At 62.0% G+C, this 26,993-nt stretch carries 25 protein-coding genes and 1 tRNA gene; 15 read left to right on the top strand and 11 right to left on the bottom strand.

The window, feature by feature from the left end:
• Nucleotides 1-161 precede the first annotated feature (161 nt).
• Nucleotides 162-2,270 carry an RNA polymerase sigma factor RpoD gene (gene rpoD / locus AC0QUY_RS07735; protein WP_474416220.1) on the top strand — a complete coding sequence of 703 codons (2,109 nt, stop codon included), beginning with the start codon at nucleotides 162-164 and terminating at the stop codon, nucleotides 2,268-2,270.
• A 91-nt stretch (nucleotides 2,271-2,361) separates the two neighbouring features.
• Here rpoD and AC0QUY_RS07730 read toward each other — a convergent pair whose 3' ends face one another.
• Entirely contained in the window at nucleotides 2,362-2,598 is a 237-nt protein-coding gene (locus tag AC0QUY_RS07730) for a hypothetical protein (protein ID WP_161851912.1), read from the bottom strand.
• Between the two features lie 343 nt (nucleotides 2,599-2,941).
• Here AC0QUY_RS07730 and AC0QUY_RS07725 point away from each other — a divergent pair, with 343 nt between their 5' ends.
• Both AC0QUY_RS07725 and AC0QUY_RS07720 read left to right on the top strand, forming a co-directional pair.
• Nucleotides 2,942-4,192, top strand: a complete 1,251-nt coding sequence (locus tag AC0QUY_RS07725) for an MFS transporter (protein WP_475386388.1) — start codon at nucleotides 2,942-2,944, stop codon at nucleotides 4,190-4,192.
• A gap of 75 nt (nucleotides 4,193-4,267) precedes the next feature.
• Nucleotides 4,268-5,209 carry a DUF817 domain-containing protein gene (locus AC0QUY_RS07720; protein WP_475386387.1) on the top strand — a complete coding sequence of 314 codons (942 nt, stop codon included), beginning with the start codon at nucleotides 4,268-4,270 and terminating at the stop codon, nucleotides 5,207-5,209.
• Here AC0QUY_RS07720 and AC0QUY_RS07715 read toward each other — a convergent pair.
• Entirely contained in the window at nucleotides 5,172-6,755 is a 1,584-nt protein-coding gene (locus tag AC0QUY_RS07715; RefSeq protein WP_475386386.1) for a glycosyl hydrolase family 79 N-terminal domain-containing protein, read from the bottom strand. The genes AC0QUY_RS07720 and AC0QUY_RS07715 overlap by 38 nt on opposite strands.
• A gap of 48 nt (nucleotides 6,756-6,803) precedes the next feature.
• Nucleotides 6,804-7,700 (bottom strand): OmpA family protein, encoded by an 897-nt coding sequence (locus tag AC0QUY_RS07710; protein ID WP_475386458.1) that lies wholly within the window; start codon nucleotides 7,698-7,700, stop codon nucleotides 6,804-6,806.
• Nucleotides 7,701-7,984: 284 nt separating this feature from the next.
• Between AC0QUY_RS07710 and AC0QUY_RS07705 the strand changes: the two genes are divergently transcribed.
• Together AC0QUY_RS07705 and AC0QUY_RS07700 are read left to right on the top strand one after the other, a co-directional pair.
• Complete coding sequence (locus AC0QUY_RS07705) at nucleotides 7,985-8,737, top strand: lytic murein transglycosylase (protein WP_246738681.1); 753 nt, start codon at nucleotides 7,985-7,987, stop codon at nucleotides 8,735-8,737.
• 235 nt (nucleotides 8,738-8,972) lie between these two features.
• Nucleotides 8,973-9,779 carry a lytic murein transglycosylase gene (locus tag AC0QUY_RS07700; protein WP_475386385.1) on the top strand — a complete coding sequence of 269 codons (807 nt, stop codon included), beginning with the start codon at nucleotides 8,973-8,975 and terminating at the stop codon, nucleotides 9,777-9,779.
• 321 nt (nucleotides 9,780-10,100) lie between these two features.
• On the opposite strand, the gene AC0QUY_RS07695 is transcribed toward AC0QUY_RS07700, so the two are convergent.
• The gene (locus AC0QUY_RS07695) at nucleotides 10,101-10,946 is read right to left on the bottom strand and encodes an SDR family NAD(P)-dependent oxidoreductase (protein WP_161851918.1); all 846 of its coding nucleotides are present in this window, start codon (nucleotides 10,944-10,946) and stop codon (nucleotides 10,101-10,103) included.
• A gap of 170 nt (nucleotides 10,947-11,116) precedes the next feature.
• Between AC0QUY_RS07695 and AC0QUY_RS07690 the strand changes: the two genes are divergently transcribed.
• From AC0QUY_RS07690 to AC0QUY_RS07675, 4 genes are all read left to right on the top strand, one after another.
• On the top strand, nucleotides 11,117-11,521 hold the full coding sequence (locus AC0QUY_RS07690; RefSeq protein ID WP_161856398.1) for a response regulator: 405 nt from the start codon (nucleotides 11,117-11,119) through the stop codon (nucleotides 11,519-11,521).
• A 51-nt stretch (nucleotides 11,522-11,572) separates the two neighbouring features.
• Nucleotides 11,573-12,190: a LysE family translocator gene (locus tag AC0QUY_RS07685; protein ID WP_161851919.1), complete on the top strand. Its 618-nt coding sequence runs from the start codon at nucleotides 11,573-11,575 to the stop codon at nucleotides 12,188-12,190.
• 622 nt (nucleotides 12,191-12,812) lie between these two features.
• Nucleotides 12,813-14,036, top strand: a complete 1,224-nt coding sequence (locus tag AC0QUY_RS07680; protein ID WP_475386384.1) for a GGDEF domain-containing protein — start codon at nucleotides 12,813-12,815, stop codon at nucleotides 14,034-14,036.
• A gap of 123 nt (nucleotides 14,037-14,159) precedes the next feature.
• Nucleotides 14,160-14,783: a peptidoglycan recognition protein family protein gene (locus AC0QUY_RS07675; RefSeq protein ID WP_475386383.1), complete on the top strand. Its 624-nt coding sequence runs from the start codon at nucleotides 14,160-14,162 to the stop codon at nucleotides 14,781-14,783.
• Between the two features lie 261 nt (nucleotides 14,784-15,044).
• Here the strand turns inward: AC0QUY_RS07675 and AC0QUY_RS07670 are convergent, their stop codons facing one another.
• The 3 genes from AC0QUY_RS07670 to AC0QUY_RS07660 all read right to left on the bottom strand — a co-directional run bounded on the left by AC0QUY_RS07670 (nucleotide 15,045) and on the right by AC0QUY_RS07660 (nucleotide 17,890).
• On the bottom strand, nucleotides 15,045-15,437 hold the full coding sequence (locus AC0QUY_RS07670) for a hypothetical protein (RefSeq protein WP_475386382.1): 393 nt from the start codon (nucleotides 15,435-15,437) through the stop codon (nucleotides 15,045-15,047).
• Between the two features lie 316 nt (nucleotides 15,438-15,753).
• On the bottom strand, nucleotides 15,754-16,650 hold the full coding sequence (rpoH, locus tag AC0QUY_RS07665; protein WP_065750914.1) for an RNA polymerase sigma factor RpoH: 897 nt from the start codon (nucleotides 16,648-16,650) through the stop codon (nucleotides 15,754-15,756).
• A gap of 214 nt (nucleotides 16,651-16,864) precedes the next feature.
• The gene (locus AC0QUY_RS07660) at nucleotides 16,865-17,890 is read right to left on the bottom strand and encodes an RluA family pseudouridine synthase (protein ID WP_475386381.1); all 1,026 of its coding nucleotides are present in this window, start codon (nucleotides 17,888-17,890) and stop codon (nucleotides 16,865-16,867) included.
• Between AC0QUY_RS07660 and AC0QUY_RS07655 the strand changes: the two genes are divergently transcribed.
• Nucleotides 17,889-18,227 (top strand): hypothetical protein, encoded by a 339-nt coding sequence (locus AC0QUY_RS07655; protein WP_475386380.1) that lies wholly within the window; start codon nucleotides 17,889-17,891, stop codon nucleotides 18,225-18,227. The two genes, AC0QUY_RS07660 and AC0QUY_RS07655, sit on opposite strands and share 2 nt — an antisense overlap.
• Before the next feature lie 131 nt (nucleotides 18,228-18,358).
• Nucleotides 18,359-18,433, top strand: a tRNA-Glu gene (locus AC0QUY_RS07650).
• 614 nt (nucleotides 18,434-19,047) lie between these two features.
• Here AC0QUY_RS07650 and AC0QUY_RS07645 read toward each other — a convergent pair.
• Complete coding sequence (locus tag AC0QUY_RS07645; RefSeq protein ID WP_475386379.1) at nucleotides 19,048-19,641, bottom strand: TetR/AcrR family transcriptional regulator; 594 nt, start codon at nucleotides 19,639-19,641, stop codon at nucleotides 19,048-19,050.
• Between the two features lie 167 nt (nucleotides 19,642-19,808).
• On the opposite strand from AC0QUY_RS07645, the gene AC0QUY_RS07640 reads away from it, so the two are divergent.
• The 3 genes from AC0QUY_RS07640 to AC0QUY_RS07630 all read left to right on the top strand — a co-directional run bounded on the left by AC0QUY_RS07640 (nucleotide 19,809) and on the right by AC0QUY_RS07630 (nucleotide 21,848).
• Complete coding sequence (locus tag AC0QUY_RS07640) at nucleotides 19,809-20,642, top strand: oxidoreductase (RefSeq protein WP_475386378.1); 834 nt, start codon at nucleotides 19,809-19,811, stop codon at nucleotides 20,640-20,642.
• A 60-nt stretch (nucleotides 20,643-20,702) separates the two neighbouring features.
• On the top strand, nucleotides 20,703-20,999 hold the full coding sequence (locus AC0QUY_RS07635) for a YciI family protein (RefSeq protein WP_161851926.1): 297 nt from the start codon (nucleotides 20,703-20,705) through the stop codon (nucleotides 20,997-20,999).
• 75 nt (nucleotides 21,000-21,074) lie between these two features.
• Entirely contained in the window at nucleotides 21,075-21,848 is a 774-nt protein-coding gene (locus AC0QUY_RS07630; protein WP_161851927.1) for an SDR family NAD(P)-dependent oxidoreductase, read from the top strand.
• Between the two features lie 259 nt (nucleotides 21,849-22,107).
• On the opposite strand, the gene fabF is transcribed toward AC0QUY_RS07630, so the two are convergent.
• The 3 genes from fabF to AC0QUY_RS07615 are packed head-to-tail and all read right to left on the bottom strand — an operon-like array spanning nucleotide 22,108 to nucleotide 25,191.
• Nucleotides 22,108-23,370 carry a beta-ketoacyl-ACP synthase II gene (gene fabF, locus AC0QUY_RS07625; protein ID WP_475386377.1) on the bottom strand — a complete coding sequence of 421 codons (1,263 nt, stop codon included), beginning with the start codon at nucleotides 23,368-23,370 and terminating at the stop codon, nucleotides 22,108-22,110.
• A gap of 44 nt (nucleotides 23,371-23,414) precedes the next feature.
• Nucleotides 23,415-24,575, bottom strand: a complete 1,161-nt coding sequence (locus tag AC0QUY_RS07620; RefSeq protein WP_475386376.1) for an iron-containing alcohol dehydrogenase — start codon at nucleotides 24,573-24,575, stop codon at nucleotides 23,415-23,417.
• Nucleotides 24,576-24,612: 37 nt separating this feature from the next.
• On the bottom strand, nucleotides 24,613-25,191 hold the full coding sequence (locus AC0QUY_RS07615) for a TetR/AcrR family transcriptional regulator (RefSeq protein WP_475386375.1): 579 nt from the start codon (nucleotides 25,189-25,191) through the stop codon (nucleotides 24,613-24,615).
• 386 nt (nucleotides 25,192-25,577) lie between these two features.
• On the opposite strand from AC0QUY_RS07615, the gene AC0QUY_RS07610 reads away from it, so the two are divergent.
• Nucleotides 25,578-26,777, top strand: a complete 1,200-nt coding sequence (locus tag AC0QUY_RS07610) for an ABC transporter substrate-binding protein (protein WP_475386374.1) — start codon at nucleotides 25,578-25,580, stop codon at nucleotides 26,775-26,777.
• Nucleotides 26,778-26,993 lie beyond the last annotated feature (216 nt).

Below are 26,993 nucleotides of genomic sequence, written 5' to 3'. Positions count from 1 at the left end.
CATGGTGCGGAAAAGCGGGTGCCGCTTTCCTCTCGTCATGCGAAGGCGAATGAACAGAACGGGGTGACGATCGCTCGACGTCATCTCGAACGAATTGAGTGAACAACTTGCGGGCCGGTGTGACGCACGCCCGCATGAAGCGCGTTTCGGGAGCTTGATGAATGGCCACCAAGGCAAAGACGCTGCAGGTTAAGGACAAGGAAAAAGACGACAAGGCAGCGGACGCCCCCGAGAAGGACAGCCCCGACGCACCGTCGCCGTTGCTCGACCTCTCGGATGCCGCCGTCAAGAAGATGATCAAGCAGGCCAAGAAGCGCGGCTTCGTGACCTTCGATCAGCTCAACGAAGTCTTGCCCTCCGATACCACCTCGCCCGAGCAGATCGAGGACATCATGTCGATGCTCTCCGACATGGGCATCAACGTCTCCGAGGCCGAGGAGGCCGACGAGGAGGCCGAGAAGGAAGAGGCCGACGACGACACCGACAACGAGCTTGTCGAGGTCACCGCAAAGGCCGTCACCGAGGTCAAGAAGTCCGAGCCCGGCGAGCGCACCGACGATCCCGTCCGCATGTATCTGCGCGAGATGGGCACGGTGGAGTTGCTGTCGCGCGAAGGCGAAATCGCGATCGCGAAACGCATCGAGGCCGGCCGCGAGGCGATGATCGCGGGCCTCTGCGAAAGCCCGCTGACCTTCCAGGCCATCATCATCTGGCGCGACGAACTCAACGAAGGAAAGATCTTCCTTCGCGACATCATCGATCTCGAAGCCACCTACGCCGGCCCCGACGCCAAGAACAACATGAACCCGGCGATGATCGCAGCCCCCGCCGAAGGCGCTCCCGCCAATGGCGAGGCCGCGCCCGCGCATGTCGCGCCGCCGGCCGCTCCGCCGTCGCCGACCCCGTTCCGCGCCGCGCCCGCCGGCGAAGCCGAGGTCGAGGAGAAGGATCCGGCAGAGGCCGCCGCCGAAGGCGACATGGATGACGACGAGTTCGAAAACCAGATGTCGCTCGCGGCCATCGAGGCCGAGCTGAAGCCGAAGGTAGTCGAGACCTTCGACAAGATCGCTTCCGAATACAAGAAGCTGCGGCGTCTTCAAGAACAGGACATCGCCAACCAGCTTCAGAGCGAGTCGCTCTCGCCCTCGCAGGAGCGCAAGTACAAGAAGCTGAAGGACGAGATCATCGTCGAGGTGAAGTCGCTGCGCCTGAACCAGGCTCGCATCGACTCGCTCGTCGAGCAGCTCTACGACATCAACAAGAAGCTGGTCTCGTTCGAGGGCCGCCTGCTGCGTCTGGGCGACAGCCACGGCGTCGCGCGCGAGGACTTTTTGCGCAACTACCAGGGCTCGGAGCTCGATCCGCGCTGGCTCAACCGTGTCTCGAAGCTCTCGGCCAAAGGCTGGAAGAATTTCGTCCACCACGAGAAGGACCGCATCAAGGAGCTGCGTCACGAGATCCAGTCGCTGGCGGCGCTCACCGGTCTTGAGATCGGCGAATTCCGCAAGATCGTGCACGGCGTGCAGAAGGGCGAGCGCGAGGCGCGCCAGGCCAAGAAGGAAATGGTCGAGGCCAACCTGCGTCTCGTGATCTCGATCGCCAAGAAGTACACCAACCGCGGCCTGCAGTTCCTCGATCTGATCCAGGAAGGCAACATCGGCCTGATGAAGGCGGTCGATAAGTTCGAATACCGCCGCGGCTACAAGTTCTCGACCTACGCCACGTGGTGGATCCGGCAGGCGATCACACGCAGCATTGCGGATCAGGCACGCACCATCCGCATCCCCGTGCACATGATCGAGACCATCAACAAGATCGTGCGCACCTCTCGCCAGATGCTCAACGAGATCGGCCGCGAGCCGACCCCGGAAGAGCTCGCCGAAAAGCTCGGCATGCCCTTGGAGAAGGTCCGCAAGGTCCTCAAGATCGCGAAAGAGCCGCTCTCGCTGGAGACGCCCGTCGGTGATGAAGAAGATTCACACCTCGGCGATTTCATCGAGGACAAGAACGCGATCCTCCCCATCGATGCGGCGATCCAGTCCAATTTGCGCGAAACCACCACGCGCGTTTTGGCCTCGCTCACCCCGCGCGAGGAGCGCGTGCTCCGCATGCGCTTCGGCATCGGCATGAACACCGACCACACGCTGGAAGAAGTCGGCCAGCAGTTCTCGGTCACCCGCGAACGTATTCGTCAGATCGAAGCCAAGGCGCTGCGCAAGCTGAAGCATCCGTCACGGTCGCGCAAGCTGCGGAGCTTCCTGGATAACTGATTTTGTCAGTCAGTATTGACTGTCATTGCCGGGCTTGACCGGCAATCCATCGAAAAGAAACGGCGGGCCGAGGCCCGCCGTTTTTGTTTATCTACTTCTTCTTCGCGCCTACCCGGCTGATGCTCTTGATCTTGAGTTGCGGCCGGCCGGATTTCTCGGCGATTTCGCGATCCTGCTCGCTCAAATACGCGCGCGCCGGCTCATCGCCATCGAGCCCGCCGAGCAGTTCGGCGGGCACGCGGCGGTTGGAGCGCTGGGAATCGTCTTCATAAACGACGTTGAAAAAGGCGAATTCGCCTTTGGGATTGGTTCCGGGTTTTTTCGGCATGCGCGGCTTGTCCCCGATCGGGGCGCCGCTGTCAAAGAAAATAACCCGCGTTGCGCGCCGATCTGCCCTGCGCGATCGGCGGAGAAAGCCCGTGCGAAGCGAGAGCGGTAAATCAAGAGCTGAGCGGTCTCGACGGGCAACTGTCGGCTGGCGACACTGCCAGGCTAACGCCGCCGGTGACGCGATTTGTTTATGACGGCTTTGGCGGCATACTGTTCGCCTGGAACAAACGGAAGGGGCGGTGGTGATGCCGGCGGCCTCCAACACGAAGAGCGATCTCGCATCGGTGCTGATCGCGTGCTGCCTTGCCATGCTGGCGGTGGGCGACAACAGTACGGCGATCATGGCGGCGCTCCCCGACATGAAAGCCAGCCTGCAGCTTGGTCCGGCGGAAGTCGAATGGGTGGTCAATGCGTATCTCCTGACGGCCGCGATCTTCATCATCGTCGGTGGCGGCGCGGCGGACCAACTCGGAGCGCGCAGGTCCTCGGTTGCCGGCATCGCCTTGTTCGCCCTCGTTTCGCTGCTCATTGCGCTTGCGCCGACAGGCTCGGTCGTGGTCGGCGCACGCGCGCTGCAAGGGCTCGGAGCCGCGTTTGCGGTGGCCGGCACGCTCGCGGCAGTGTCCGAAGCCGCGCCTGATGCAAAACGGGCGGAGGCGATCGGCGCCTGGACCGGCTTTCTGATGCTCGGCTTCAGCATCGGGCCACTTATCGGCGGGGCGGTGACGCATTACGCGGGCTGGCGCTTTATCTTCTGGCTGAACGTCGCCGCCATGGTGCCCGCCGCGCTGATGCTGCAGCGGCATCCCGGCGCGGGCGGCCGACGCGCGATTTCGATGGACTGGGTGGGCCTCGGCATTCTCGCCGTCTTCATGGTGACGCTGATATCGGGATTGCAGGCGCTGGCGCATGTCCGCACCAATCCGCTGGCCGCCATTGTCCCGCTCGCGCTGGCCGTGATGGCGTTCATTGCATTGATCCGGACGGAGACACGGCGTCCGCAGCCGCTGGTCGATTTCGCCCTGTTCGCGAACCGGAATTTCGCGATCGCCGCCGGCCTGTTGTTTCTCGTGATGTTCGACATCATGACGCTGCTGCTCTACTACAACCTCTTTGCGCAATCTGCCGACGGCCTCGATATGTCAGCCATTGCGGCCGGCCTTTCCCTCTTGCCGCTCTCGATTGCGCTGTTCGCCTTCGCGCGCGCGGCTCCAATGATTGCAATGCGGATCGGTGTGCGGCGCATGCTGACAGGCGGATCGCTTTTGCTCGCCGTCGGCTGCGCCATCGTCTGGTTGTCGTTTCAGACGAACGCGAAGTTCGCTGCTCTGATGCCCGGCCTGTTTGTCGCCGGCGCAGGGATAGCGGTCATCTACGCCTCGGCGCCGCGGCTCGGACTTGCGACACTGCCGCAACTGCAGGCGGGGAAGGGCTCCGGCATGCTCAATTCGTGCAGCTTTCTCGGCGGAACAGTCGGGGTGACGTTCGGGGGCATCGTATTCGCGCTCGCCGGATTCTCCGGCGTGCTTGTGCTGCTGGGAATTTCGGCACTGGCGAGCGCTGCGCTCTGCCTTCGGCTAAGGACGGAATGAAACTGCGCTTTATCTGAGGGAAATCTGCAAATCTCCGCCCAGCTTTGATCGCGGTCATCAGCCACGCTCCGCGGCGTGCATCACGTCCCCAACCCGAGCGCCGCCGCCATCTGGGCACCGCTTCGCCGTTTTATCGCGGGCGAATATCGCCTCGGCCGCTTCATGGCGCGCCGCCGCGCGACATCAGCGGTTTACGAATTCTTCCGCTTTGGCGTGAAGCAGGCATGGGCCTGCCTGTTCGGCGGCATCGCCGTGTTCCTGATGATCGCCACCTGGCGGTTCTATCCGGCGAGCGCGCCGCTCGCGCGCTACGACTTCCTGTTTCTCTGCATGATCGCCGTTCAGATCGCGCTGCTCGCCGGCCGGCTGGAGACGCTGGAAGAAGCCAAGGTGATCCTGATCTATCACCTCGTCGGCACGGTGATGGAGCTCTTCAAGACCGAGGTCGGCTCCTGGATCTACCCGGAGCCGAATTTTATCCGGATCGGCGGCGTGCCGCTGTTCTCCGGCTTCATGTATTCCTGCATAGGCAGCTATATCTGTCGCGCCTGGCGTCTGTTCGATTTCGAATTCACCGGTCACCCGCGTCGACTCGCGCTGGCTGTGCTCAGCGTCGCGATCTATGTCAACTTCTTCAGCCATCACTACATGCTCGATCTGCGCTGGCTGCTGTTCACTCTTGCGGGCTGGCTCTTCTTCCACACCCGCGTCTATTTCAGGGTCTGGCACGCGCAACGTTCGATGCCGCTGTTGCTCGGGCTCGTGCTGGTAACGCTGTTCATCTGGTTTTCGGAAAACATCGGCACGTTCACAAAAACCTGGGTCTATCCATCGCAGCGGCACGGCTGGTCGATGGTATCCGTCGACAAGATCGGCTCGTGGTTTCTGCTGCTGATCATCAGCTACACGCTGGTGAGCCTGATCAACAAGCCGAGGCAGAGGCGGGGGGATGATCGTGCGACCAGTGTCCGGGAACAGCTCAATCGCACGCCGGATTTTTCGCATCCCCGATCGTGAGGAAGGTGATCGTGGCAGGCAGCAGCTCAACCGTATCAGGTGACGCTGTCACCGCGGCAAGCTGCGGAAGTTTCTCATTCGGGCCAAGCTCCAGGACCGTTCCATTGAGCTTCACGGCTTCGCTTTGCAGATCATCCGCCGACAGCGTGTAGCGTTCGCCGGCCTCGGGCAATCGCAGCGCTGCGGCATCCGTCCTGCTGGTATTGATGGCAAGCAGCGTGACGGCCCCACGAATGCCGCGCCGGCAATGCGCGTAGAGATGCATCCCCTTGTGCCTGCCGGCGTCGAGAACCATCGTGCCCATCAGGGCGCGCCACAGCAGCGCCGCCCAATAGTTCGGCCGCGGGCGGAACGTCCTCTCGTCAAGCAGGCCGTAATCGCTCGCAGCCAGCGTGTTGTGCGCAACCATTTGGACGCCGGCCCTGGCAAGCCGGCCAAGTTGATCGAGATATCGAAACGTATCGAGGAAAGTGGAAGCCCAGGGATTACCGCCGCAAGCTGCCTCGGCGGTTTCGGTCAGCCACATCGGCTTGTCAGCTGCAAACTCGTCCCTTAGCGACTGGTAGAACGCGCGCGTCCGGTCGGTGCTATCAAGCCAGTCTTCCGAAAGCGCGGCCTCCGGCGTGGTCTGGCCCGGAATGCCGGAGCATCGTTGCGAGAGCGCGCCGTAGTGGTGATAGGAAAAAGCGTCGATGCCAGGTCCGGACGCTGCCAGCAAGTCTCGCGTGATGATGAAATCAGCGCTGGATTGTCTGGACGATTGCTGCGCTGTCTCGCCGATCGAACCGGGACCCAGAACGATCACATCCGGTTCGCTTGCCTTGATGAACGCAACAAAGGCTTTGAAGTCCCGCCCATAAGCTGCCGCGTCGTATCCCTTGGGTGCGCCGCCCATCGCGGCCAGCGTCGGCTCATTCATGAACTCGGCGGCGGCAATTCTGCCACCGGCGGATTTTGTGTAGGCGAAGATGCGACGCGCCTGATCGCTCTGCCATTGACCTGCTGCGTCCCGGACACCGGGGCCTGTTGCCATCGAGGTCACGATCTCTGCGCTGACAGCGCCGGCAAAGTCGATGACAGCTTTCCAGCGTTCGCGGCTAAGCACCGCGCGGAAACCGTCGGGCGGCGTCGAGGGCGCCTCATCGTTCTCGGCGAAGTATGTGGTGTTGGCCCAGGTGCCGCTGACGCGCAGGTAAGCAGGAGCCAGCGCCGCAGCCAATGTGCGCAGTCGCGGATTCGATAGGTCGATGGGCTGGCGATATTCGTAGAGGTCGGGATTCCCGCCCCTTGGCATGTTTCCGGCGTTGACGGCGCCGCGATCCGATGGCGCCAGGCTACTTGCCCTGTAAGGCTTCCAGAAGCGTCCCCCGGTTACCTCGACCATTTCCAAATTGTACGATTGAAAGCGCTCGTCGATGGTACCGAGCCGGGGCAATCGTGAAGGGTCTACGAAAAGCGTTGGCGCCTGCGCGGCTGCCTTCTGGCTTCCGGCCAGCGCGGCGACCACAATTCCCATTCCGACTTTGAAACCACTGGACCTGGGCATAGCCATTGTCCTTGGCAGCCAAAGCGGGCCTAGGCCCACGCGTTGATGCTACGGCGCCACCAGCTCCACCCGCCGGTTCAGCGCGCGGCCGGCCTCGGTGGCGTTGGAGCCGGCCGGCGCCAGCAGTCCGACACCCGCGGTGCGCAGCCGTGGCGCACCGATGCCGTAGTTCTTCACCAGCTCGGCGGCGATCGCCTCGGCGCGGCGTCGCGACAGATCAAGATTGTAGGCGAATGGCCCCTGGTTGTCGGTGTGGCCGACGATGAAGACGCTGAGTCCGACCTGAGCGGTCAGCAGCTTCGCGATCTGCTCGAGGGTGGGGCGGCTTTCGGGCTTCACCTCGGCCCTGTCGGTATCGAAATAGATCCCGTAGAGCGCGATGCGGCCGGTCTCGCGGAGGCCCTTGGCCATGCTAGCCGCGTCCACCATCTTGTTCTCGATCGCTGCTGGCACGGCGATGACGAGCTGCGCATAGATGTCGCGGTTGTTCTCGCTGACGATGAGGCTGACAAAAGTCTCGCGGCCGCCGTCCACCTTGCGTCCCGCAAAATAGCGGTAGTTGAAACCGTCCACCCACATCTGCGGGATCGGCAGCGCGTCGATCGCCTCGGAAAAGGGAATGCCGCCGCAGGCCTCGACGTCGCAGGCAAGCAGCGTCTCAAAGCCGGCCTTCGCCAGCTGGGTTTCAAAATTGCGCGACACCTCCAGGATCGAGGGACCGGGATTGGTGCGATAGGCGATGCGGGTGATGCGGCCTTCCAGCCGCCGCGCGTCGGTGGGCTGGCCGTCCTTGAACGCGGCCCCTTGCATCCGCGCCGCATCAAAATCCTTCACCTCGTATCCCGTGATGACGCTGCCGCCGAAGCGGCCGATGCCGGGATAATCCTTTGCGCCGATCACGTCGCGCGTCTGCGCGGCCGCGTTCGTCATCGCGCCGAGCGACATAGCGAGCAGCAGGAGGATCAGCCTCAACAGTCTGTGCGGTCGGGTCATCGGAAATCCATTTGTTCGAGAAAAGATCGATGGAAAGGGAACGCGGCCGGCAGATCAGCCGGTTCAAATGAGCCGCAATCATGGCCGTTTTCGGGGAGATTCTGCCCCCCATGCATCGGCTGCAACCCTCGAAGCGCGGCCAAGGACGTGCTAGAAGCCAATGCTTATTTGCAGTCTCTCTCAGGAATGGCTTTTCCATGCTCCGCATCGCATTTGCTTTCAGCGCCACCCTGGCAATGTTCGCATGCTTCAACTCCCAAGCCCACGCCGCCCAATGCGGCAACTCGTCCGCCGGTTACGAATCCTGGAAACAGCAATTCGCCGGCGAGGCTCGCGCCAAGGGCGTCAGCGCTTCGACCATCCAGGCCCTGATGGCGACCAACTATGCGCAGGCGACCATCAATGCCGATCGCGGCCAGCGCAGTTTCAGTCTCTCGCTCGATCAGTTTTTAGCCAAGCGCGGCGCCACGACCATCGTCGCGAAAGGGCGGCAGCTCAAGCGGTCGCAGGGCGCGCTGTTCGCCTCGATTCAGGAGCGCTATGGCGTGCCGCCGGGACCGCTGCTGGCGATCTGGGGAATGGAGACCGGGTTCGGCAGCCAGCGCGGCAATCAGAACATGCTCGCCTCGATCGCGACGCTCGCCTATGACTGCCGGCGCTCGGCCTATTTCACCGAGCATCTTTACGCCGCGCTGCAATTGATCGACCGCGGCGCGCTGTCGCCCAGCCAGCGCGGCTCGATGCATGGCGAGGTAGGCCAGACGCAGTTCATGCCAAAAGCCATCCTGGCCTACGGCACCGGCAATCTCGAAAACTCGGCCAATGCGCTGATGTCGACCGCGAACTTTTTGAAGGCGCATGGCTGGCGCGCGGGCGCAGGCTACCAGCCGGGCGAGCCGAACTTTGCCGCCATCCAGGCCTGGAATGCCGCAGGCGTCTATCAGAAGGCAATCGCGCTGATGGGCCGGCAGATCGACGGAGGGGAATAGGGGGCTGCGACCGCGCTTTGCGTTCGACAGTTATCATCAAGCCAACAGGTCGTCGTCCCTGCGAAAGCAGGGACCCATAACCCCGGGCGCCAATTGGTCAAGCGAAGGCCGTCAACCACCTCGCCTTTAACAATATCGGCCGCGGCGTATGGGGCCCTGCTTTCGCAGGGCCGACGAGGTTTCGCGGGCGTTTTCCCCATGGCATGATCGGCCCGACAACTAATAAGGGATTCGCATGCGCATCATTCGTTGGGCCGTTTTTGTCGGCGTTGTCATCTGCTCCACCCCCACCTACGCCGCTCGCTGCGGCGGCGATTTCAACGCCTTCGTGGCGGCGATGTCGCAGGAGGCTCAGGCTGCCGGGATTTCGCAAGCGGTGATCAGCCAGGCGCTCGGTGGTGTCACGCAGGATCCGGCGGTGCTCGCTTTCGACCGCCGCCAGCGCGGCACCTTCAACAAGTCGTTCGAGCAATATGTCTCGACCCGCGTTGGCCCCGGGCGGATCAATATCGGCCGGCAGATGCTGCAGCGGCACGGCTCGTTGCTTTCGCGCATCGAGCAGAAGTTTGGCGTGCCGCCGGAGATCGTGGTCGCGATCTGGGGGCTGGAGAGCGATTTCGGCAAGGGCGATGTCGGCAAGATGCCGGTGATCCGCACGCTCGCCACCATGGCGCATGATTGCCGCCGCACCGAATTGTTCCAGGGCGAGCTGCTCGCCGCGCTCAAGATCGTGCAGCGCGGCGATCTCCCGTTGCGCGATCTGATCGGCGCCTTCGCCGGCGAGATCGGCCAGACGCAATTCCTGCCGTCGTCCTACATCAAATACGGCGTCGATTTCGACGGCAACGGCCACGTCGATCTGCGCCACAGCGTGCCCGATGTTCTCGCCTCCACGGCGAATTTGCTGCACGTGTCCGGCTTCAAGGGCGGCGCGCCCTACGGCGAGGGCACCGCGAATTTCGAAGCGATGCGTGAGTGGAACAGGGCGACGATCTATCGCAAGACGATCGGCTATTTTGCGGACAGGCTGATGGGGCGATAGCGACAGTCTCTCCGTCATTCCGGCGTCATTGCGAGCGAAGCGAAGCAATCTACGTCTCAGCAAGCCACGCTATGGATTGCTTAGCTGCGCTCGCAATGACGGCAAGAGAATTTTTGATTTCGAACCACGCCATCGCCCCACGCACGCTGCGCTCCTTCTCGCCTTGTGGGAAAAGGTAGCACGGACGCAGTCCGCGTCGGATGAGGGGTCTCTATCCGCGGAGACAGACCCCTCATCCGGCTCCCTGCCGCTTCGCGTCAGCATTCCCCTTCTCCCACAAAGGGAGAAGGGGAATGCTGGTCGAAGCTGGTGGCTAACGCCTCACTTCCCCTTCTTGCCCGACATCCGCTCAATCCGTTTCGCCAGCACCTTCCAATACGTCGCCGGCCGAAACCGCTGCAGCAGGTCCATGAACCTCGCGTCGTTGCCGATCAGAATCCGCGGCTGGTTTTTCTCGATGCCGGCGATGATGCGTTGCGCGGCAATCGGCGGCGTGGTTTTGGCGATCGCATCGAAACGGTCGATCGATTCCGCCCGGCGCGCATTGTCGGTGATGCCGCTTCCGGTGCGGGAGTTGCGAACGATGTTGGTCAGCACGCCGCCGGGATGCACCACCGACAATTTCACCGGGCTGTTGGCCATCGAAAGCTCATGCCGCAGGCTTTCCGAAAAACCGCGCACCGCGAATTTCGCGGCCGCATAGGCGGTCTGGCCGGGTGGGGCGATGATGCCGAAGATCGAGGACAGGTTGACGATATGCGCCTCGCGCTGTTTCGACAGATGCGGCAGGAACGCGCGGGTGCCGTGCACGACGCCCCAGAAATTGATGTTGATCAGCCATTCCATCTGCGCCTGGTCGACCTCGTCGAAGCTGCCCATCAGCGCGACGCCGGCATTGTTGATGACGATGTTGAGCGCGGGGTGCGCTGATATCGCCGCGTTCGCAAATTCCTGAATCTGGGCCGGCTCGCCGACATCGACACGATGGGTCGTGATGTTGCGCTTGCCGGCCTGGCCGATCTCGGCGGCGACCTCAAGCAAGCCGGCCTCGTCGCGGTCGGCGAGCGCCAGATCGCAGCCGCGTGCGGCGAGTTCGAATGCGAGTGCGCGGCCGATGCCGCTGGCGGCGCCGGTTATCGCGGCCGCGCTTCCGGATATCGCAGTCATCGGTATCTCACTCCATCAAATCAAAAAAATCGCGGGTTCCCATAATTTTTGCAAATTGGAACCGAACCATAAAGAGGTTTCCGCTCTTAGTGTCGAGTACCTGACAGAGTGATGCTTTCGACCGACGCGACTCCCCTTTGCAGGAGGCTGATATGGGACAATCAAAGCCCTTGGGACAGTCAAAACCCTCTCGCGCGACCGCCCTGATCGTCGAAGACGATCCGATGCAGCGGGACATGATTTGCCTGTTGCTGGAGGAAAGCGAGGTCGACGTCATCGAATGCGAAAGTGCGGAGGCTGCGGAACTGGTGTTGGAGCGCGCCGCCGGCAGCCTGGTCTTGATGATGACCGACGTGCAACTCGCCGGCAACATGGACGGTGTCGAGCTCGCGCACATCGCCAGGAAGTACAATCCCGAGATGGGCGTCATCGTCACCTCGGGCAAGCCGCTGCATCAGGAATTGCCCGACGGTGTGGAGTTTTGGGCCAAGCCATGGGCCCCGCTCGACGTGATCCGCACTGCGGAACGCATGATGCATGAACGGCGTCACGACCATGAGGCGCGCGCGCGTTAGTGAACAGGCGTCCCGCTTCCACGGCGGACGCCGCCGTGGTAATGGCAGGGCATGACGCTGTCGTTCCTGCTGACCTCCCTGATCGTGGTCGCGTCCCCCGGCACCGGCGTGCTCTACACGCTGGCGGTGGCGCTGACATCCGGCGCGCGGCCGAGCATCGCGGCGGCGTTCGGCTGCACGCTCGGCATCGTGCCGCATATGGTGGCCGCCATGCTCGGGCTCGCCGCGGTGCTGCATACCAGTGCCCTGGCGTTCGCCGTGCTGAAATGGTGCGGCGTTCTCTATCTGCTCTACATGGCCTGGCAGGCGCTGCGCGAGCGAGGGGCGCTTGCGGTCGATACGGGCGCGGCCGCAAAGGCGCGCTCCAGCCGGCGCGTCATCTTCACCGCCGTGCTGGTCAACATCCTCAATCCGAAACTGTCGATCTTCTTCCTCGCCTTCCTGCCGCAGTTCGTCGCCGTCGACGAGCCGCAGCCGCTGGCGCGGATGCTGGAATTGAGCGCGGCCTTCATGGCGATGACGTTTGCGGTGTTCGCAATCTACGGCCTGTTCGCCGCCGCGTTGCGCGACCGCGTCATCACAAGGCCGAAGGTGATGGCCTGGCTGCGCCGCAGCTTTGCTGCCGGCTTCGCTGCGCTCGGCGCCAAGCTCGCGTTCGCGGAGCGGTAGATTTTTTAGCGCGGCCGTCGTTGCGCACCGCCGGAATCAAAAAGGCGGACCCTTGGCCCGCCATTCTCCAAAATTCACCCGGAGTTGGGAGCCCGGGCGGAGCTGAGCACTCCACCCGGGCCGAAATTCACTTCTTCTTGGCTTTCTTGGCCTTCTTGGCCTTCTTCGCTTTCGCCTTCTTCGCTTTCTTAGCCATAGTATCCTCTCAAGGTTTTCATGGATTGAAACGCGACACCGAGGCATGCTTGGCGGAGGGCCAGCCTCGCAACATCCTCAATCATGATCCCAGCAGATTCGCAGGCCGCTGCCGCGTGCCGTCATGGCGTTGTCATCACGTTATCCACAGTTGTTATGCATTTTGACGCGATTTTTGGTCGAAATGCGCGCGGCCACCCGCCATCCGCATCGCGCGCATCATGCTTAACGATGTCCCAATGCGCGCGATCTTCATCAATTCAAAACCACGGTTTGGATTGGCCGATGGCGGTCAGGGTCCGTTAAGCGGCGCGGATGCACCTTGTTCCGCAAGACGACGGGGATCGTCGGCGAGGGAAGTCTCGGGGAAGTCTTGAGCGGTCGTTAGACAAGAGGGGAGACGGGACGCGCGCGTCCTGAGTTCGCGATGCTGAGCGTACCGACGCTGTGGACGGTGTTCGTCATCAATTTTCTGGCGCTGGGCCTGATCTGGGCCTACGTCATGCGCTGCTATCCGTCGTTCGAGGCGGCGCGGTTCTGGACCGGCTCGGCATTCACAGCGGCGGCCGGCGCGGCGATGGCGACGCTGCGCGTGATCTTTCCCGATACGCTGCTGCCGCTGCTGTTCGCCGGCACCGCGCTGATCCTGGCGATCTGCCTTGCCTCGATGGGGGTGCAGAAGTTCTTCGACCGCCCCCTGTCATGGCGCAACACCCTGCTCATCACCGGTCTCGGCACGATCGGTCTGTGGTTCTTCACCTTCGCGCACGACAGCGTGCCCGCGCGCATGACGGTCTTCACCATCGCCCAGACCTTGCCGATGGCGCTGAGCCTGAAGCTGTTGCTGAGCCGGCATGAGAGCCGGGTCAATCCGGGTGCCCGGCTCGCGGGCATCGTCACGATCCTGATTATGGCCGTGCTCGCGGTCAGGCTGGTCGGCGCGGTCACCGGCTTCGGCTTCTCCTACATGCATTTCAGCCCGGTCCAGTCGGTGGTGGTGCTGGTGCTGGTGTTCCTGTCGATGGCGCTGAATTTCGGCTTCCTGCTGATGGCGATGGACCGCCTGCGCAACGAAGTCGCGGACCTGGCGCTGCTCGATGATCTCACCGGCGTCGGCAACCGCCGCTATCTGCTGCAGCGGCTGACGGAAGAATGCATGCGCTCGGAGCGCAGCGGCCAGCCTTTCGCGCTGCTGGTGATCGATCTCGACGGCTTCAAGGGCATCAACGACACCCATGGCCACGCGGCCGGCGACGCCTGCCTGCAGCACTTCACCCTGATGGCGCAAACCCGGCTGCGGCCCGGCGACATGCTGGCGCGGACCGGTGGCGACGAGTTCTGCATCGTGCTGCCGTCCTCGACGCTGCGCGAGGGCGCCATGATCGCGCGCCGAGTCCTGGAGGTTTGCCGCGCGGACGCCGAACAATGCACCGGCAACGACATTCCGATCGCGGTGTCGATCGGCGTCGCGCAATGGAGCCGCGAGATGGGTGGCTATCCGGACCGCGTGATTGCGGCCGCCGACCATGCGCTGTACGACGCCAAGAAGGCCGGCCGCAACGGCTTTGCCACCTACGACCCGGCTCCGCCGCTGGTGCCCGAACCTGCGAGCCCGCCAATGCCTGATGTGGCCCTGCGCAAGCGGGCATAAAGCGTTTTCGAGCGAAGCATGCCCTCGGACTTGATCCGTGGGTGGCTACCGGTTCGCGTGAAGAAAACGCGTCCAACAAGAACCGGGCATGCTATTTGAGGGTCCGTCACCGGACCCTCGCGCATGAATCTTCGCCTCGTCGCGGCCGCACTGTTTGTCCTCGCACTTCCCGCGTGTGCTGTCGCGCAAGCGTCGGACCTCGCCGCAATCGCGCGGGCATCCGGCACGCCGGATATTCCCGGCCTGAAGATGGTCTGGCTGGCGCCGTGGGGCGACCTCGCCAAGGCCCATCCATGGCGCAACATCATCGTGCACCAGACCGAAGGCCCGGCCGGCTCCGCACGCGGCGGCGCGCTGGCGCAATCGAAAAAGCCGACGCGGCGCGGCGTCATGGTCTGGGTGGAGACCGATGGCACCGTGTACTGGGCGGTCGGCGAACATCTCGTCCCGACCCATGGCGACGGCGCCAACCGCAACGACAACAAATACATCGACAACGGTCCGACCTATCGGCAGGTGGTCGGCAACAATTCGGTCGGCGTCGAATTCGCCGGCAATTATCCCGACGTGACCCGTGGTCCCACCGAGGCGCAGATCGCGGCGTGGAAAATTTTGGTGAAGGTGCTGCGCGCGCGGTACGGCATCCCGCTCGATCGCGTCTATGCGCACAACTGGATCGACTACAAGGACGCCCGCTATTGCGAAGGCTGCGAGCTTGCAAGGATGGCGCGGGAGTGGGGCGAGTAGGGCGGGCGCGCTCGATCCGCCGAGCAGCATCGCGGATTATCTGCGGACGTGTGATTGAGGGGCTCTCTCAACTCGTCGTGCCCGCTTTCGCGGAGGACGACAGCGGAGTTGGTGGCGCGCGCCGTGCCCCAAAAACGAAGGCCGGCGTTGCCGCCAGCTTTCGCGCCTTCAACGATTGGTCAAATTGCGCCTTGCAACAGAGGGCCGAAACCGCCGGTGCCGGACGCAATCGAGACCGACCGCCATCGAGCCTTCTCATGCTCAGGAAAATGCCTTGGGCAGGTCGGCCGACGGCTTGGTGACGATCTGGTGCGCATCTCGCCAAATCATCTCGCGCTGGCCCGACACGGTAATTGCCCGTACCGGCAGGCCACCTTCCTCGAGCAGCCAAGCGCAATAGCGCGCGCGGCTGACTGCCTCGCGGGCTTGAGGATCGAACCAGCAGATGCCCCAAATCGTATCGCGCCGCTTGAAGTGCCGCGCGATACGTCCCGGAATCGGCAGATGCTGTCCGAACCAGCTGAACTGGTCGGAGAGCTCCTGCCGGATCCAGTCGGGACAGTTGTTCTGGTAGATATACCAGGACGCACGAAAGAAGCCGCTCTCCACGCGGCTGTGCGGGTGGATGAGCGGTGTGACGAACCGCAAATACATGACGACAGGGCGCGACGCCGCGTTGCGTCACGCACGCTCCTCGCAGATGGATTGAATGGAAGAACTGCCGGGAAGGGCGGCGTTCAGCTCACGACCAATTGCCGATCACCGATGGGCGGCGGCGGTCAGAACGTATCGATCTCAACTTCATGTCGCCTCCCTTGAAAAGCGCTGAACAAAAAGTGCGCGAACTCGCGCCCGGGGCGCAGCACATACACCAGCAAACGTCCTGCGGCAAGGCGGTTGCAGAATCTATTACTGACAACAAAAAGCCGGCGTTGCCGCCGGCTTTCGTCATCACTCACTTCGACCGCAATCAGTGCGCGGCTTCGAGCTCGGCTTCCTGCCGGGCAATCGTGCCCTTGACGGCCGACTGCACCTTCTCGAAAGCACGGACCTCGATCTGCCGCACGCGTTCGCGCGACACGCCGAATTCGGCGGCGAGGTCTTCCAGCGTCATCGGCTCTTCCGCCAGGCGCCGCGCCTCGAAGATGCGGCGTTCGCGCGGGTTGAGCACGCCGATGGCGCCGGTCAACGCCTTGCGGCGGTGATCGAACTCCTCGTGCTCGGCCATCACGGCTTCCTGGTTGGGCGAGTTGTCGACCAGCCAGTCCTGCCATTCGCCGGCTTCACCGTCGTCGCGGATCGGCGCGTTGAGCGACGCGTCGCCGCCGAGGCGGCGGTTCATGTCGACCACGTCCTGATCCGTCACGCCGAGGCGCTTGGCAATCAGCTTCACCTGGTCGGGGTGGAGATCACCCTCGTCCAGCGCGGAGATCTTGCTCTTCGCCTTGCGCAGGTTGAAGAACAGCTTCTTCTGGTTCGCCGTGGTTCCCATTTTCACGAGCGACCAGGAACGCAGGATGTACTCTTGAATAGAGGCCTTGATCCACCACATGGCGTAGGTGGCAAGACGGAAACCCTTCTCGGGCTCGAACCGCTTGACCGCCTGCATCAGGCCGACATTGCCTTCCGAAACGACTTCGGAGATCGGCAAGCCGTAGCCGCGATAGCCCATGGCGATCTTGGCCACGAGCCGGAGATGGCTGGTGACAAGGTGATGTGCCGCGTCGCGATCGTCATGCTCGCGCCAACGCTTGGCGAGCATGTATTCCTGCTGGGGCTCCAGCATTGGGAATTTGCGGATCTCGGCGAGGTATCTAGAAAGACCGGATTCTCCATTGAGAACCGGCAACGTAGCTGTACGGGCCATTGAGCGCCCTCCAGTGGTTCAGGCCCCCGATAGCGGCGGGCCCGGCAGGTGATCGCTGTGTTAAAGCCAATCACGCTGCGATGTTCCGCGCTGGATATTCAGCGCAGGTGCAACATAGCGGAAAACGAACAAATAGGGAAGGAATGCTGACGTCACGTCCCCGTGTGTCAGCTATAACCTATTGTCATAACTAAGGTTTTCTGAAGAGGCTGCGTCATTGGGCCGCTTCCAGCGCCCGCTGCAGAACAAGCAGATCCTCCGGCAAGGCGGCCTCCCAATGCAGGAGTTCCCCGGTCCGGGGGTGCTCCAGGGCCAGCAGATAGGCGTGCAGGGCCTGCCGGCCCAGTGCATCGAGCGCCGTCCGGGCTTCGGTCGGGAGGTGGCCGGCCTTGGTCTTGAAGTGCGGGCCATAGACGGCATCGCCCATCAGGGGGTGGCCGATATGGGCGAGGTGCACTCGGATCTGATGGGTTCGTCCGGTCTCGAGCTGGCAGGCGAGCAGCGAGGCGACCGGCTTGCCGTCGCGCCCCTGATACGCCGCCTGCAATTCCCAATGCGTGACCGCCTCGCGTCCGCCCGGGCGCACCGCCATCTTCTCGCGAGCGTAAGGATGCCGGTCGATCGGCGCGTCGACCGTGCCGCGTTGGCGATTGGGGACGCCCCAGATGAAGGCCATGTAGCCCCGCTGCATCGGACCGGTGCGGCCGTGATCGGCGAATTGCGCGGTCAGCGATTGATGCGCCTGATCGTTCTTGGCGACCACCATCAGGCCGGTGGTGTCCTTATCTAACCGGTGCACGATACCCGGGCGACGGACGCCGCCGATGCCGGAAAGACTGGCGCCGCAATGGGCGATCAGCGCGTTCACTAGCGTGCCGGTCTCGTGTCCCGCGGCGGGATGCACGACGAGGCCCCTCGGCTTGTCGATGACGATGATGTCGTCGTCCTCATAGATAATGTCGAGCGCGATATCCTCGCCCAAAGGCTCCGGCGGCGCGGCTTCGGGAACGTCGATTGTGATCGTATCCCCGGCCGCGACATGATAAGCGGGGTCGCGGATGGGGGCGCCTTTGGCGGAGACGGAACCGGCCAGGATCAGCGCTTTCAGCCGCGAACGCGACAGTTCCGGGCGGAGCACCGCGAGCACGCGGTCAAGACGGGGCGATCCCTCGTCGCCGCCGACAGTGACCTCCAGCCTTTGACCGCCGTTAGAGCCTTGTTCCAAAGCAGAGTCTTGCATGACCGATACCGTTGCGCCCGAACCGACCCCCGAGCAGGCCGCGCTGATCGCGCGGGTGCGGCGGATGATGCTGATCGCGGGCCTGACCTCGGCGCTCGCGGTGGCCGTGGTCCTGATCGCCGTCGGGTACCGCCTTTACCGCGGCGAGGGAAGCCCCACCCCAGGCGCGACTGATATCATCGAGACCCTGCCGAAGGGCGCCCGCATCGTCGCGACGGCGGTGGCGGGCGAGCGGCTGGTGCTGACCCTCGATATCGGCGGGGTGACCGAACTCCGCACTTTTGACGCCAAGACGCTGAAACCGGCCGGAAAGCTCAAATTCGTCAACGAGCCCTGAGGCCTGCGGGATCGGCCAAGAATGCCCGGGCCCGGCGCGCGGACACACGGCAACAGATTTACCCAACCGTGCAAAGGTCCGCAGACTTGCCTTGCCCACCGCACATTTCGCGGTTATTCCCTCTGACACACGCTCCCTTCGTCTAGCGGTTAGGACGCGGCCCTCTCAAGGCTGAAACAGGGGTTCGATTCCCCTAGGGAGCGCCAGCAAACTCAGGCACTTAGGTAGCCATCAGCCGCGTTCGTTGATTAATGGTTGAATAAGACGCTGGTGAACAGCGGCGAGCGCTTGCGGAATTTACTGCCGACATCAGCAGATTAGCCTCGGCGCGATGCCTCACTGTCGCTGGCGTATTCGCGAAAAATTTCTTCGTCGCCCTTGGTATCCGGAAATATTCAAACCGCCGCTGACGTGCGCTGCTGTACGCGAGCGCCCTCGGATGTTCGCATTGACGATGCTCGTCGCTCAATCAACTCTTGTTCCTGTCGAGCTTTGTACGAATGGGAGGGCCACGTGAGATAAAATCGACGAGAGAAAACTGGCGGCCAACTGTCACAAGTCAGTCTATCCACTCCGAATGCCGCAGAACCGAGCACGATGCCATTCGCCCAGCGGCTTACCTGCACGATTGACGATGCGTGCGAAGTGACCGGCTTGGGACGCACGAAGCTGTACGAGTTGATGGGAGCTGGGCATATCGTCACGACAACGATCGGACGTCGGCGAGACGCCAGTGAAAGGGGTTATTCAAGCGAGCGCAATTTCAACGGATGGCTCGAGAAGGTGCGTCGGCGGGTCGGAGGCGGCGCCGATCGGCTCATCAAGCAGTTCGAGAAGATTTCGCATGGCGTTTCACCAGATCATTCGAGACCGTGTCGATGATCTCATCGGATAGTGCGGGATCTGGCACCACGCGGGAGAGGACAACCGATCCGATCATCTCGGCGAGCGCCGTTATTGCCGCGCTCCGCTTCGCTTTTGCACTGCTTCCTGGCACGAGATTGGTTAAAAGCCCGATATAGTTGCTGACGATGCTGCCGAAGCACTCCCGCAGCGCCGGATCGTCGTGACGTGCCGCGTCGGCAGCCATTGCTGCAAGGCCGCATCCCTGCCCCGGATCATCGCGGTGGTCGCGCGACACGTAATGACGCATGAGGGTCTCCAGCGGATCATCGCTCGCTGCAATACGGCCCGCGATATCCTCGCTCATATCCTTGTTGGCCCGCTTGACCGCTTGAACGATGAGGTCGTCCTTTGACTCGAACTGCCGGTAGAAGCCTCCGGGAGTGAGCCCGGCAGCCCTCATCAAGTCGACAAGCCCGATACCGTCGATCCCACGTTCCCGGAACAGCCTTGCGGCGGTCGCGATCACCCGCTCGCGATTCTGCTCGACCGTTTCCTTGCTGACCTTCACGAGCCCTTTCCTTCCGATGGCGGCGGCCGACACACAACGCCGGCGTGACCGCTTTCGACGGGCTCGGACCCGGCGTCCAGAGGCCCTTGACAATGATTACGTACATAATCATAAATGGATGATGATTACGATCATAATCATTAGCGGCACTGACAAGGGAATTCGAGATGGCACAGGCACAATCACGCACAGCGGAAGAAAAGGTCGCCCTGATCACGGGCGCTTCCGGAGGCATCGGGCTTGCGGCCGGACTTGCCCTGATCCGCGCGGGATATCGGGTGTTCGGCACCAGTCGTCAGGCCGCGCCCGACGAGGTGCGGCAGGGCATTCATATGCTCCGCTGCGATGTCACCGATGATCAGTCGGTCAAGCAACTGATCAAGGATGTCGTCGGGCTTGCAGGCCGGATCGACGTGCTCGTGAACAATGCCGGCCGTAGCTTGATCGGCGCCGCCGAGGAATCATCTCTCGATCAAGCCCGGAGCCTGTTCGACATCAACGTCTTCGGCATCCTTCGCACCACCACTGAAGTGCTGCCCATCATGCGCAAGCAGGGCCGGGGCCGGATCATCAACATCAGTTCGGTGGCAGGCTTCCTGCCCGGACCATATACAGCGCTCTACAACGCCACCAAGCACGCCGTCGAAGGCTATTCCGAATCGCTCGATCACGAACTGCGAACATTCGGCATTCGTGTCTCACTGGTCGAGCCAGTCTTCACCCGCACCGCGCTGGAAGAGAATGGCGCCAAGCCCGACCGGATCCTGAGCGTCTACGACAAGGGACGCGCGGCCATGAACGCGACTTGGCGCAACGGCATCGCGGCCGGCGATCCCGTGGAAGCCGTGGCGGACAAGGTGGTGCAGGCTGCCACCGAAAAACAGCCGAGCATTCGGTACACGCCCGGAAAGGTGGCGGGCCGTCTCCGCCTGATGCGACGCTTTGTTCCTGAAAAGACTTTCGAGAAGAGCTTTCGCAAGCAGATGGGCGTGGCCGATTGATCGCGCTACTCGAGCGATCGCCAAGCAAGCAGACATGTCTCTTTCACCGAGGAGCGACCCATGAGGTACTATTTGTGCAAGTACATTCCGCCGCGCGCTGATTTTCTCGCGACCATGACCGCCGATGAGAAAGCATGGATGAAGCAGCACGGCGCGTTCCTGGATGACCTGCTCGAAAAGGGGCAGGTCGTCGCGCATGGCCCTGTCATGGACCCGAGTGGCGGTTATGGCGTGTCGCTCTATCAGATCGCCGATGACCAGGAGATAAAGGCGATCACCTCGGAAGACCCCATCGTGAAGAACGGCGCCGGTCACTATGAGCATCACCCGATGCTTCATCTGAAGGCGCGTGGCTAACCGTGCCGCTCCGACGACTTGACATCATCGATCCCCGGGCATCCCGATACTCGAAACTCAATTAGGACAGCATCCATGACGACCGCACTCGTTACCGGCGCCTCGAGCGGCATCGGCGCAGTTTACGCACGCCGCTTGGCCGCACGCGGCCACGATCTCGTGCTCGTCGCTCGCGCGACCGACAGGCTCAATACCCTCGCCACCGAACTGCGCAATGCGCATGGCATCGCGGTCGAAGTCATCACGGCCGATCTGATCGACGTCTCTCAACTCGAACCGGTTCTCCGACGCCTCCGCTCCGATCCGTCTATCGACATCCTCGTCAACAATGCAGGCGCGGCGTTGATCGGTGATTTCGCGACCGCCGATCCAGTCAAGATGGACGAGCTGCTACGGCTGAACGTGGTCGCGCCGACGTTGCTCGCGTCCGCCGTCGTCGGCCGCATGGTTGAACGCGGCAACGGCGCGATCATCAATATCGCGTCGGTGCTGGCTCTGCTCCCCGAACATTCCCGGGGCATCTACTCAGCCACCAAGTCCTACCTGATGACGCTGTCGCAAGGCCTTGCCGCCGAAGTCGCGTCGAAGGGCGTCTATGTGCAGGCCGTGCTGCCTGCGGCCACGCGCACCGAGATTTACGAACGAGCTGGTGGCGACGCCAGCAAGGTGCCCAATGTCATGGAGGTTGAAGATCTCGTGGATGCGGCCTTGGTCGGCTTCGATCGCAAGGAATTGGTGACAATTCCGCCGGTGCCCGATGTGGCGGCGTGGGACGCCTTTGAGAAGGCGCGCGGCGTTTTGGCGGCAGGCTTCGGCAACTCCAAGCCCGCCGCGCGTTATCGCGCCTGACGGCGAAGTTGGTCGTCGTCGCTCGCTGATTGGCGCGAGCAAATCGGACATCTGAGCGATCAGAGTGGTCACCATTTCGGAGCGCGCCGCCGGTACTCGAGTGCTTCCCCCGCCACCACGGGCCGATTTTGTACGACAACCAACGATTTTGTACGACTTCTTGTGCTTGATGGTAGCTCCCCTATGTCCGCGTGATCGATCGGCCATCGCTTTCATCAGCCTGGACATGTTATTCGGCGTCGGAGCTATCGATTTTTTTTCATTGCCAACGTCGAAAGATGATGCAGGCGTTGACGCCTCCGAAGCCGAATCCATTCGAAATTGCATGCTCCATCGCCATGCGCCTGGGCTCGCGAGAGACGAGGTCGACGCCTTCGGCTGCCGCGTCGCCGTTTTCGAGATTGAGGGTGGGCGGTGCGACCTGGTCGCGTAATGCGAGGATCGTAAAGATCGCTTCCGCTCCCCCGGCTGCGCCAAGCAGATGACCGGTCGCCGATTTGGTGGCGCTGACGGCAATTTTACCGTCGCGGCCGAATACGGCTTTGATCGCTTCAAGTTCGGAAACGTCGCCAACCGGCGTCGAAGTGGAATGGGCGTTGAGATGCTGGATGTCACCGGGCTTGAGGTCGGCCTGCCTCAAGGCGCCTTCCATCGCGCGCCGCGCGCCGTCTCCGTCCTCCGGTCCTGAGGTGATGTGGTAGGCGTCAGCCGTCGTGCCATAGCCGGCGATTTCCGCGATCGGTTGGGCGCCGCGGCGGAGCGCATGTTCCAACTCTTCGATGACGAGGATACCGGCACCTTCACCCATGACGAAGCCGTCGCGGTCGCGGTCGAAGGGGCGGGACGCGCGCGCTGGCGTTTCGTTGAAGCCCGTTGAAAGGGCCCGGGCAGCGGCGAAGCCGCCGAGGCTAACGAGATCGATGCAGGCTTCCGAGCCACCGCAAATCGCAACATCCGCTTCGCCGCCTCGAATGAGGCGTGCGGCATCGCCGATCGCCTGCACGCTCGCGGCGCAAGCTGTAACGGGCGTACCGATGGGACCCTTGAAGCCGTAGCGGATGGAAATATGACCGGCCGCGAGATTTGCGAGAAAGGACGGCACGGTGAAGGGTGAGAGGCGCCTGACCCCGCGCTGATCGGTGGTGCGAACCGCCTCGACAATTGCCGGAAAGCCTCCGATGCCCGATGCGATCACGGTCGCCGTGCGCTCGAGCGAGTGTGCGTCGGAAGGAGTCCATGCGGCTTGTGCAATGGCCTCGGCCGCGGCGACCAGTGCGAACAGGATGAAGCGATCCATCCTCCGCTGGTCCTTGGGAGCAACGACCAGATCGGGATCGAAGCCGCCATCCGGATCGTCGGCCTTTGTCGGCACGATTCCAGCGACCCGCGCGGGAAGGGCAGCCGCCCATTCGGGAAGGGCAGCCAGCCCTGAACGGGCCTCGAGCAGGCGGGACCATGCCAACTCACTGCCGCAACCCAGCGGTGATACCAGTCCCAACCCTGTAACGACGACACGACGCATAATGAGATTACCTTCCAATCTTGATCCATCGTCGCTGATGGCGGCTAAGCTGCCATTCGCAGCAGATCGATGATCTCGGCTTCGTCTTTGAAGGGCCTCGGATTGGCCTGTACGAAGCGATGATTGATTGCGATCTTGCTAATCGGATCGAATTTGTCTTCGCCTATGCCGACATCAGCGAGGCGGACAGGTAGTCCAAGCGATTTTGTGAATGCTGCAAAGGCATCTGCAGCTTCGGCACCCGGGGCGCCAAGAGCCGTCGCCAAACGCTTCTGCGCATCCTCGGTGAATGGCTTGTTGTAGCGAAGAAGGCTCGGCATGATGACGGGTGTGCAGTAGTAGTGGGGAACCCCGAAGGTGCCTCCAAGCACATGGCCAATGCCGTGGCTTGCTCCCATCGGGACGCGTGCCTGGAGGCCATAAGACGCGAGCCATGAGCCGTATTGAGATAGTCGACGCGCCTCCAGATCGTCAGCTTGCTGCAAGGTCCGGAGCATTCCCTCGCGCAGAATGCGGATGCCCGCCAAGACGACTTCATCAGCTAACGGGGTGCCGGCGGGCGAACACAATGCTTCGATACCGTGATCCATCGAGCGCGTTCCCGATCCCATCCAAAGGTTCGATGGCGTTTGAAGGGTGAGGGCAGGATCGAGAATGATCGCCAGAGGCATCATTTGGGGGTGGAAGAAGATCTGCTTCAACTTATGGCGCTCATCCGTGACGAGCGCTGCTGCATTGTATTCGCCACCATTCAGGGTCGATGGTACCGCGATCTGTCGGACTGTGGGCGAAAGGAACGGAGAGAAGTTTACCCCCGGGCCCATGGGAAATAGATCGAAACCGGCTTCATCGCGGATATCATGTTCCATCGCCATGATGACGATCTTAGCGAGATCGATCGCGGAGCCTCCCCCAATAGCCACGATTAGATCAGCTTCTGCGTCATTAGCTTGACGGGCCACCTCGGCAGCCTGCTTACGCGTCGTATGCTGCGCAATTCCATCGAAGGTCGCCACATGTTTGTCGCCAAGAGCACGACGAATCTTCTCGATCTCATCCGTCTTGGTGTTCAAGGTTCGACTGACGATGAGGAAGATGCGTTTAGCATCGAGTCGCACCGCCTCATCTTTCAAAGCGTCAGCCGCTGGTCTGCCATAAACGACACGATCGATTGCCGGAAAATTATGGATCCCGGATTTGCGCATTTTTTTGTCCTCCATGAATTTATAAAATAACTAGCCATCAAGCGGCGGCAGCTTCGCGAACCTGTTTGGCCGCCGCCTTCAGAAGGGACTGAGCCAGATCGGGGTCGTTGACGACGCGCGACAGCATCAGCGCACCTGCCATCGTCGAGAGAATGGCCATCGCTTTGCCTTTGGGATTCTTGCCGTTGGTTTCGGCAATCAATCGGCTGAGGATTTCGAGATGCTCTTTGATCCCGGCTTCGAATGACGCTTTCACGTCGCTGCCCTGTCTGGCGGCATCTGAGCCGAGCGCCACGATCGGGCAGCCGTCCATCTTTTCATCGCGATGGTCGGCGCTGAGGTAGAACGCGACCACTGCGCCGAGTGGATCCTTGGGTTTCGCCGCGGTCGCGGCCAACCATCGGAGGGTGGCGCTCTCCAATGCCCGCCTGGACGACTGCGCCGCCAAGTCCTGCTTTGACGCGAACTGCTTATAAAAGGCGCCTTGGGTGAGCCCGGCACCCTTCATCAGATCCTTGAGGCCGATGCCATCAAAGCCGCACTCCCGAAACAGGCGACTTGCGACATTGATTACAGTTTCGCGGTTTTCCGCAGCCTGAATACGGCTCACGCGCATTGTAGGTCTCTCGTGCTTTAGATTGCAGTCGAAATCTATATCAGTATAGAGTTCGAGCGCAATCTATTTGGTGAGGCCGCAGCCATGAAAGTGATGCATCGAAGTTAGTTCGATAATAGAATTGAAACGCGCGCTGGACGAGACGGTATCCCCGTGACTTCCCCGGCTGGCGTTCGACGTCCGATCGCGCGTGGTCCCCATGAGGCGATGGCCCGCAAAATGCAGATTTGCCGGAATGGTTTAACTCTTAAGTTTCAGTCCGCGCCCCCGAGACCGCGCTAGCGGGCCGGCGAGTGATATTCTAAAGTACTTGACGAGTTCTAAAAAAGAACTGTAGGCTGCAGCAGCGACGTACCCCGGAAGGTGCGCGTTTGGGAGGACGAGCAATGTTGATGAAATGGAAGGCCGTGGCGGCTCTGGCTTTACTGTTGAGCGGGCCTGCATTCGCGGCTGAAGAGCCCGGAATTTCAGCGACGGAGATTAAGGTCGGCGGCGTTTTTCCCTTCAGCGGACCGGCCTCATCGATCGGTCTCGTAGGGAAGGGACTTATCGCCTACATTCAGTTGGTGAACGACCGCGGCGGCATTAACGGACGCAAGATCAACTACATCGCATATGACGACGCATACAGTCCTCCCAAAGCCGTGGAGCACGTCCGAAAACTCGTCGAGAGCGACGAAGTGTCGTTCATGTTTGGCCAGCTCGGCACTCCTGGCATCTCGGCAACGGCGAAATACCTGCGGTCGAAAGGGGTGCCCAGCATCGCGATTATCAGCGGGTCATCCAAGTTCACGGACGTCGCCAATTACCCGCTGACCACAACCGGTCTCGTCAGCTACGACACCGAAGGCAAAATCTACGCCAAGTATCTGACGAAGGCACTGCCAAACGCCAAGTATGCAATCCTCTATCAGAACGACGACCTCGGCAAAGACTATGTCAACGCCTTCAAGGCGTTTCTCGGAAAGGATTTCGACCGAAAGGTCGTGACCGCTTCCTATGAGGTCACCGAACCGACGGTCGATTCACAGGTCGTCAACCTGAAGAGCTCCGGTGCTGAAGCTCTTGTGATCGCCGGCACACCGAAGTTCGCCGCTCAGGCCATCCGGCAAGCCGCGGTGATCGGCTGGAAGGCCACCGTAATCCTCAATTTCCCATCCGGGTCTGTCGGAGGCACGCTCGCACCGGCCGGCCTCGACAAATCGGTCGGCGCGATTGTCGGCACGACCAACAAGGATATTCTGGATCCGACCTGGAAAGACGACCCTGCCATGCAGGCCTACCGGTCATTTCTGGACAAGTATTTGCCGGGTGTCGATATCACCAATGGCAGCTATCTGACCGGCTATCAGCAAGGCATCCTGCTCGAGCAGATTCTGAAGCAGTGCGGCAACGACCTGTCTCGCAAAAATATTCTGGCGCAGGCCAAGAACCTGAAGGATTTCGTCGTTCCGACGGCGCTGCCCGGCATCAAGGTCAATACAAGCAACACCGAGAACATGATCTGGACGCAGATGCGGTTGCAGCGATGGACGGGCACAAGCTGGGAAGGCTTCGGGGAAGTGCTGGACGCCAGGTCCGAGTGACCTCGCATTAGCGAAGCGACGGGCGCGGTAGTTAGCGGAGGCGAACTGCCGACCGGTCCGGCCGGGCACAGCAGCGATGGGCATCAGGGTTGAACCTCGTCTCGCGCGCTCATCGGACCTTCACAGCAATTCAGGAGGTCGTTTTCGATGTCGACGAAGGCACTGACGTTTGCGGCGAGGGAGCTTTCCATCGAGCGTCGAACCGACGGAACGCTC

The organism is Bradyrhizobium sp. WYCCWR15520 (assembly GCF_056174665.1).
This window is presented reverse-complemented; position numbering and strand designations above follow the sequence as displayed.

What these genes read in the sequence shown, in the direction of transcription:
- AC0QUY_RS07695 (WP_161851918.1), bottom strand. Translation starts at nt 10,946, where the DNA reads ATGACTGCGATATCCGGAAGCGCGGCCGCGATAACCGGCGCCGCCAGC.
- rpoH (WP_065750914.1), bottom strand. Translation starts at nt 16,650, where the DNA reads ATGGCCCGTACAGCTACGTTGCCGGTTCTCAATGGAGAATCCGGTCTT.
- AC0QUY_RS07660 (WP_475386381.1), bottom strand. Translation starts at nt 17,890, where the DNA reads ATGCAAGACTCTGCTTTGGAACAAGGCTCTAACGGCGGTCAAAGGCTG.
- rpoD (WP_474416220.1), top strand. Translation starts at nt 162, where the DNA reads ATGGCCACCAAGGCAAAGACGCTGCAGGTTAAGGACAAGGAAAAAGAC.
- fabF (WP_475386377.1), bottom strand. Translation starts at nt 23,370, where the DNA reads ATGCGTCGTGTCGTCGTTACAGGGTTGGGACTGGTATCACCGCTGGGT.
- AC0QUY_RS07670 (WP_475386382.1), bottom strand. Translation starts at nt 15,437, where the DNA reads ATGTATTTGCGGTTCGTCACACCGCTCATCCACCCGCACAGCCGCGTG.
- AC0QUY_RS07730 (WP_161851912.1), bottom strand. Translation starts at nt 2,598, where the DNA reads ATGCCGAAAAAACCCGGAACCAATCCCAAAGGCGAATTCGCCTTTTTC.
- AC0QUY_RS07680 (WP_475386384.1), top strand. Translation starts at nt 12,813, where the DNA reads ATGCTGAGCGTACCGACGCTGTGGACGGTGTTCGTCATCAATTTTCTG.
- AC0QUY_RS07640 (WP_475386378.1), top strand. Translation starts at nt 19,809, where the DNA reads ATGGCACAGGCACAATCACGCACAGCGGAAGAAAAGGTCGCCCTGATC.
- AC0QUY_RS07655 (WP_475386380.1), top strand. Translation starts at nt 17,889, where the DNA reads ATGACCGATACCGTTGCGCCCGAACCGACCCCCGAGCAGGCCGCGCTG.
- AC0QUY_RS07710 (WP_475386458.1), bottom strand. Translation starts at nt 7,700, where the DNA reads ATGTCGCTCGGCGCGATGACGAACGCGGCCGCGCAGACGCGCGACGTG.
- AC0QUY_RS07610 (WP_475386374.1), top strand. Translation starts at nt 25,578, where the DNA reads ATGTTGATGAAATGGAAGGCCGTGGCGGCTCTGGCTTTACTGTTGAGC.
- AC0QUY_RS07725 (WP_475386388.1), top strand. Translation starts at nt 2,942, where the DNA reads ATGGCGGCGCTCCCCGACATGAAAGCCAGCCTGCAGCTTGGTCCGGCG.
- AC0QUY_RS07705 (WP_246738681.1), top strand. Translation starts at nt 7,985, where the DNA reads ATGTTCGCATGCTTCAACTCCCAAGCCCACGCCGCCCAATGCGGCAAC.
- AC0QUY_RS07715 (WP_475386386.1), bottom strand. Translation starts at nt 6,755, where the DNA reads ATGCCCAGGTCCAGTGGTTTCAAAGTCGGAATGGGAATTGTGGTCGCC.
- AC0QUY_RS07700 (WP_475386385.1), top strand. Translation starts at nt 8,973, where the DNA reads ATGCGCATCATTCGTTGGGCCGTTTTTGTCGGCGTTGTCATCTGCTCC.
- AC0QUY_RS07685 (WP_161851919.1), top strand. Translation starts at nt 11,573, where the DNA reads ATGACGCTGTCGTTCCTGCTGACCTCCCTGATCGTGGTCGCGTCCCCC.
- AC0QUY_RS07675 (WP_475386383.1), top strand. Translation starts at nt 14,160, where the DNA reads ATGAATCTTCGCCTCGTCGCGGCCGCACTGTTTGTCCTCGCACTTCCC.
- AC0QUY_RS07620 (WP_475386376.1), bottom strand. Translation starts at nt 24,575, where the DNA reads ATGCGCAAATCCGGGATCCATAATTTTCCGGCAATCGATCGTGTCGTT.
- AC0QUY_RS07630 (WP_161851927.1), top strand. Translation starts at nt 21,075, where the DNA reads ATGACGACCGCACTCGTTACCGGCGCCTCGAGCGGCATCGGCGCAGTT.
- AC0QUY_RS07635 (WP_161851926.1), top strand. Translation starts at nt 20,703, where the DNA reads ATGAGGTACTATTTGTGCAAGTACATTCCGCCGCGCGCTGATTTTCTC.
- AC0QUY_RS07615 (WP_475386375.1), bottom strand. Translation starts at nt 25,191, where the DNA reads ATGCGCGTGAGCCGTATTCAGGCTGCGGAAAACCGCGAAACTGTAATC.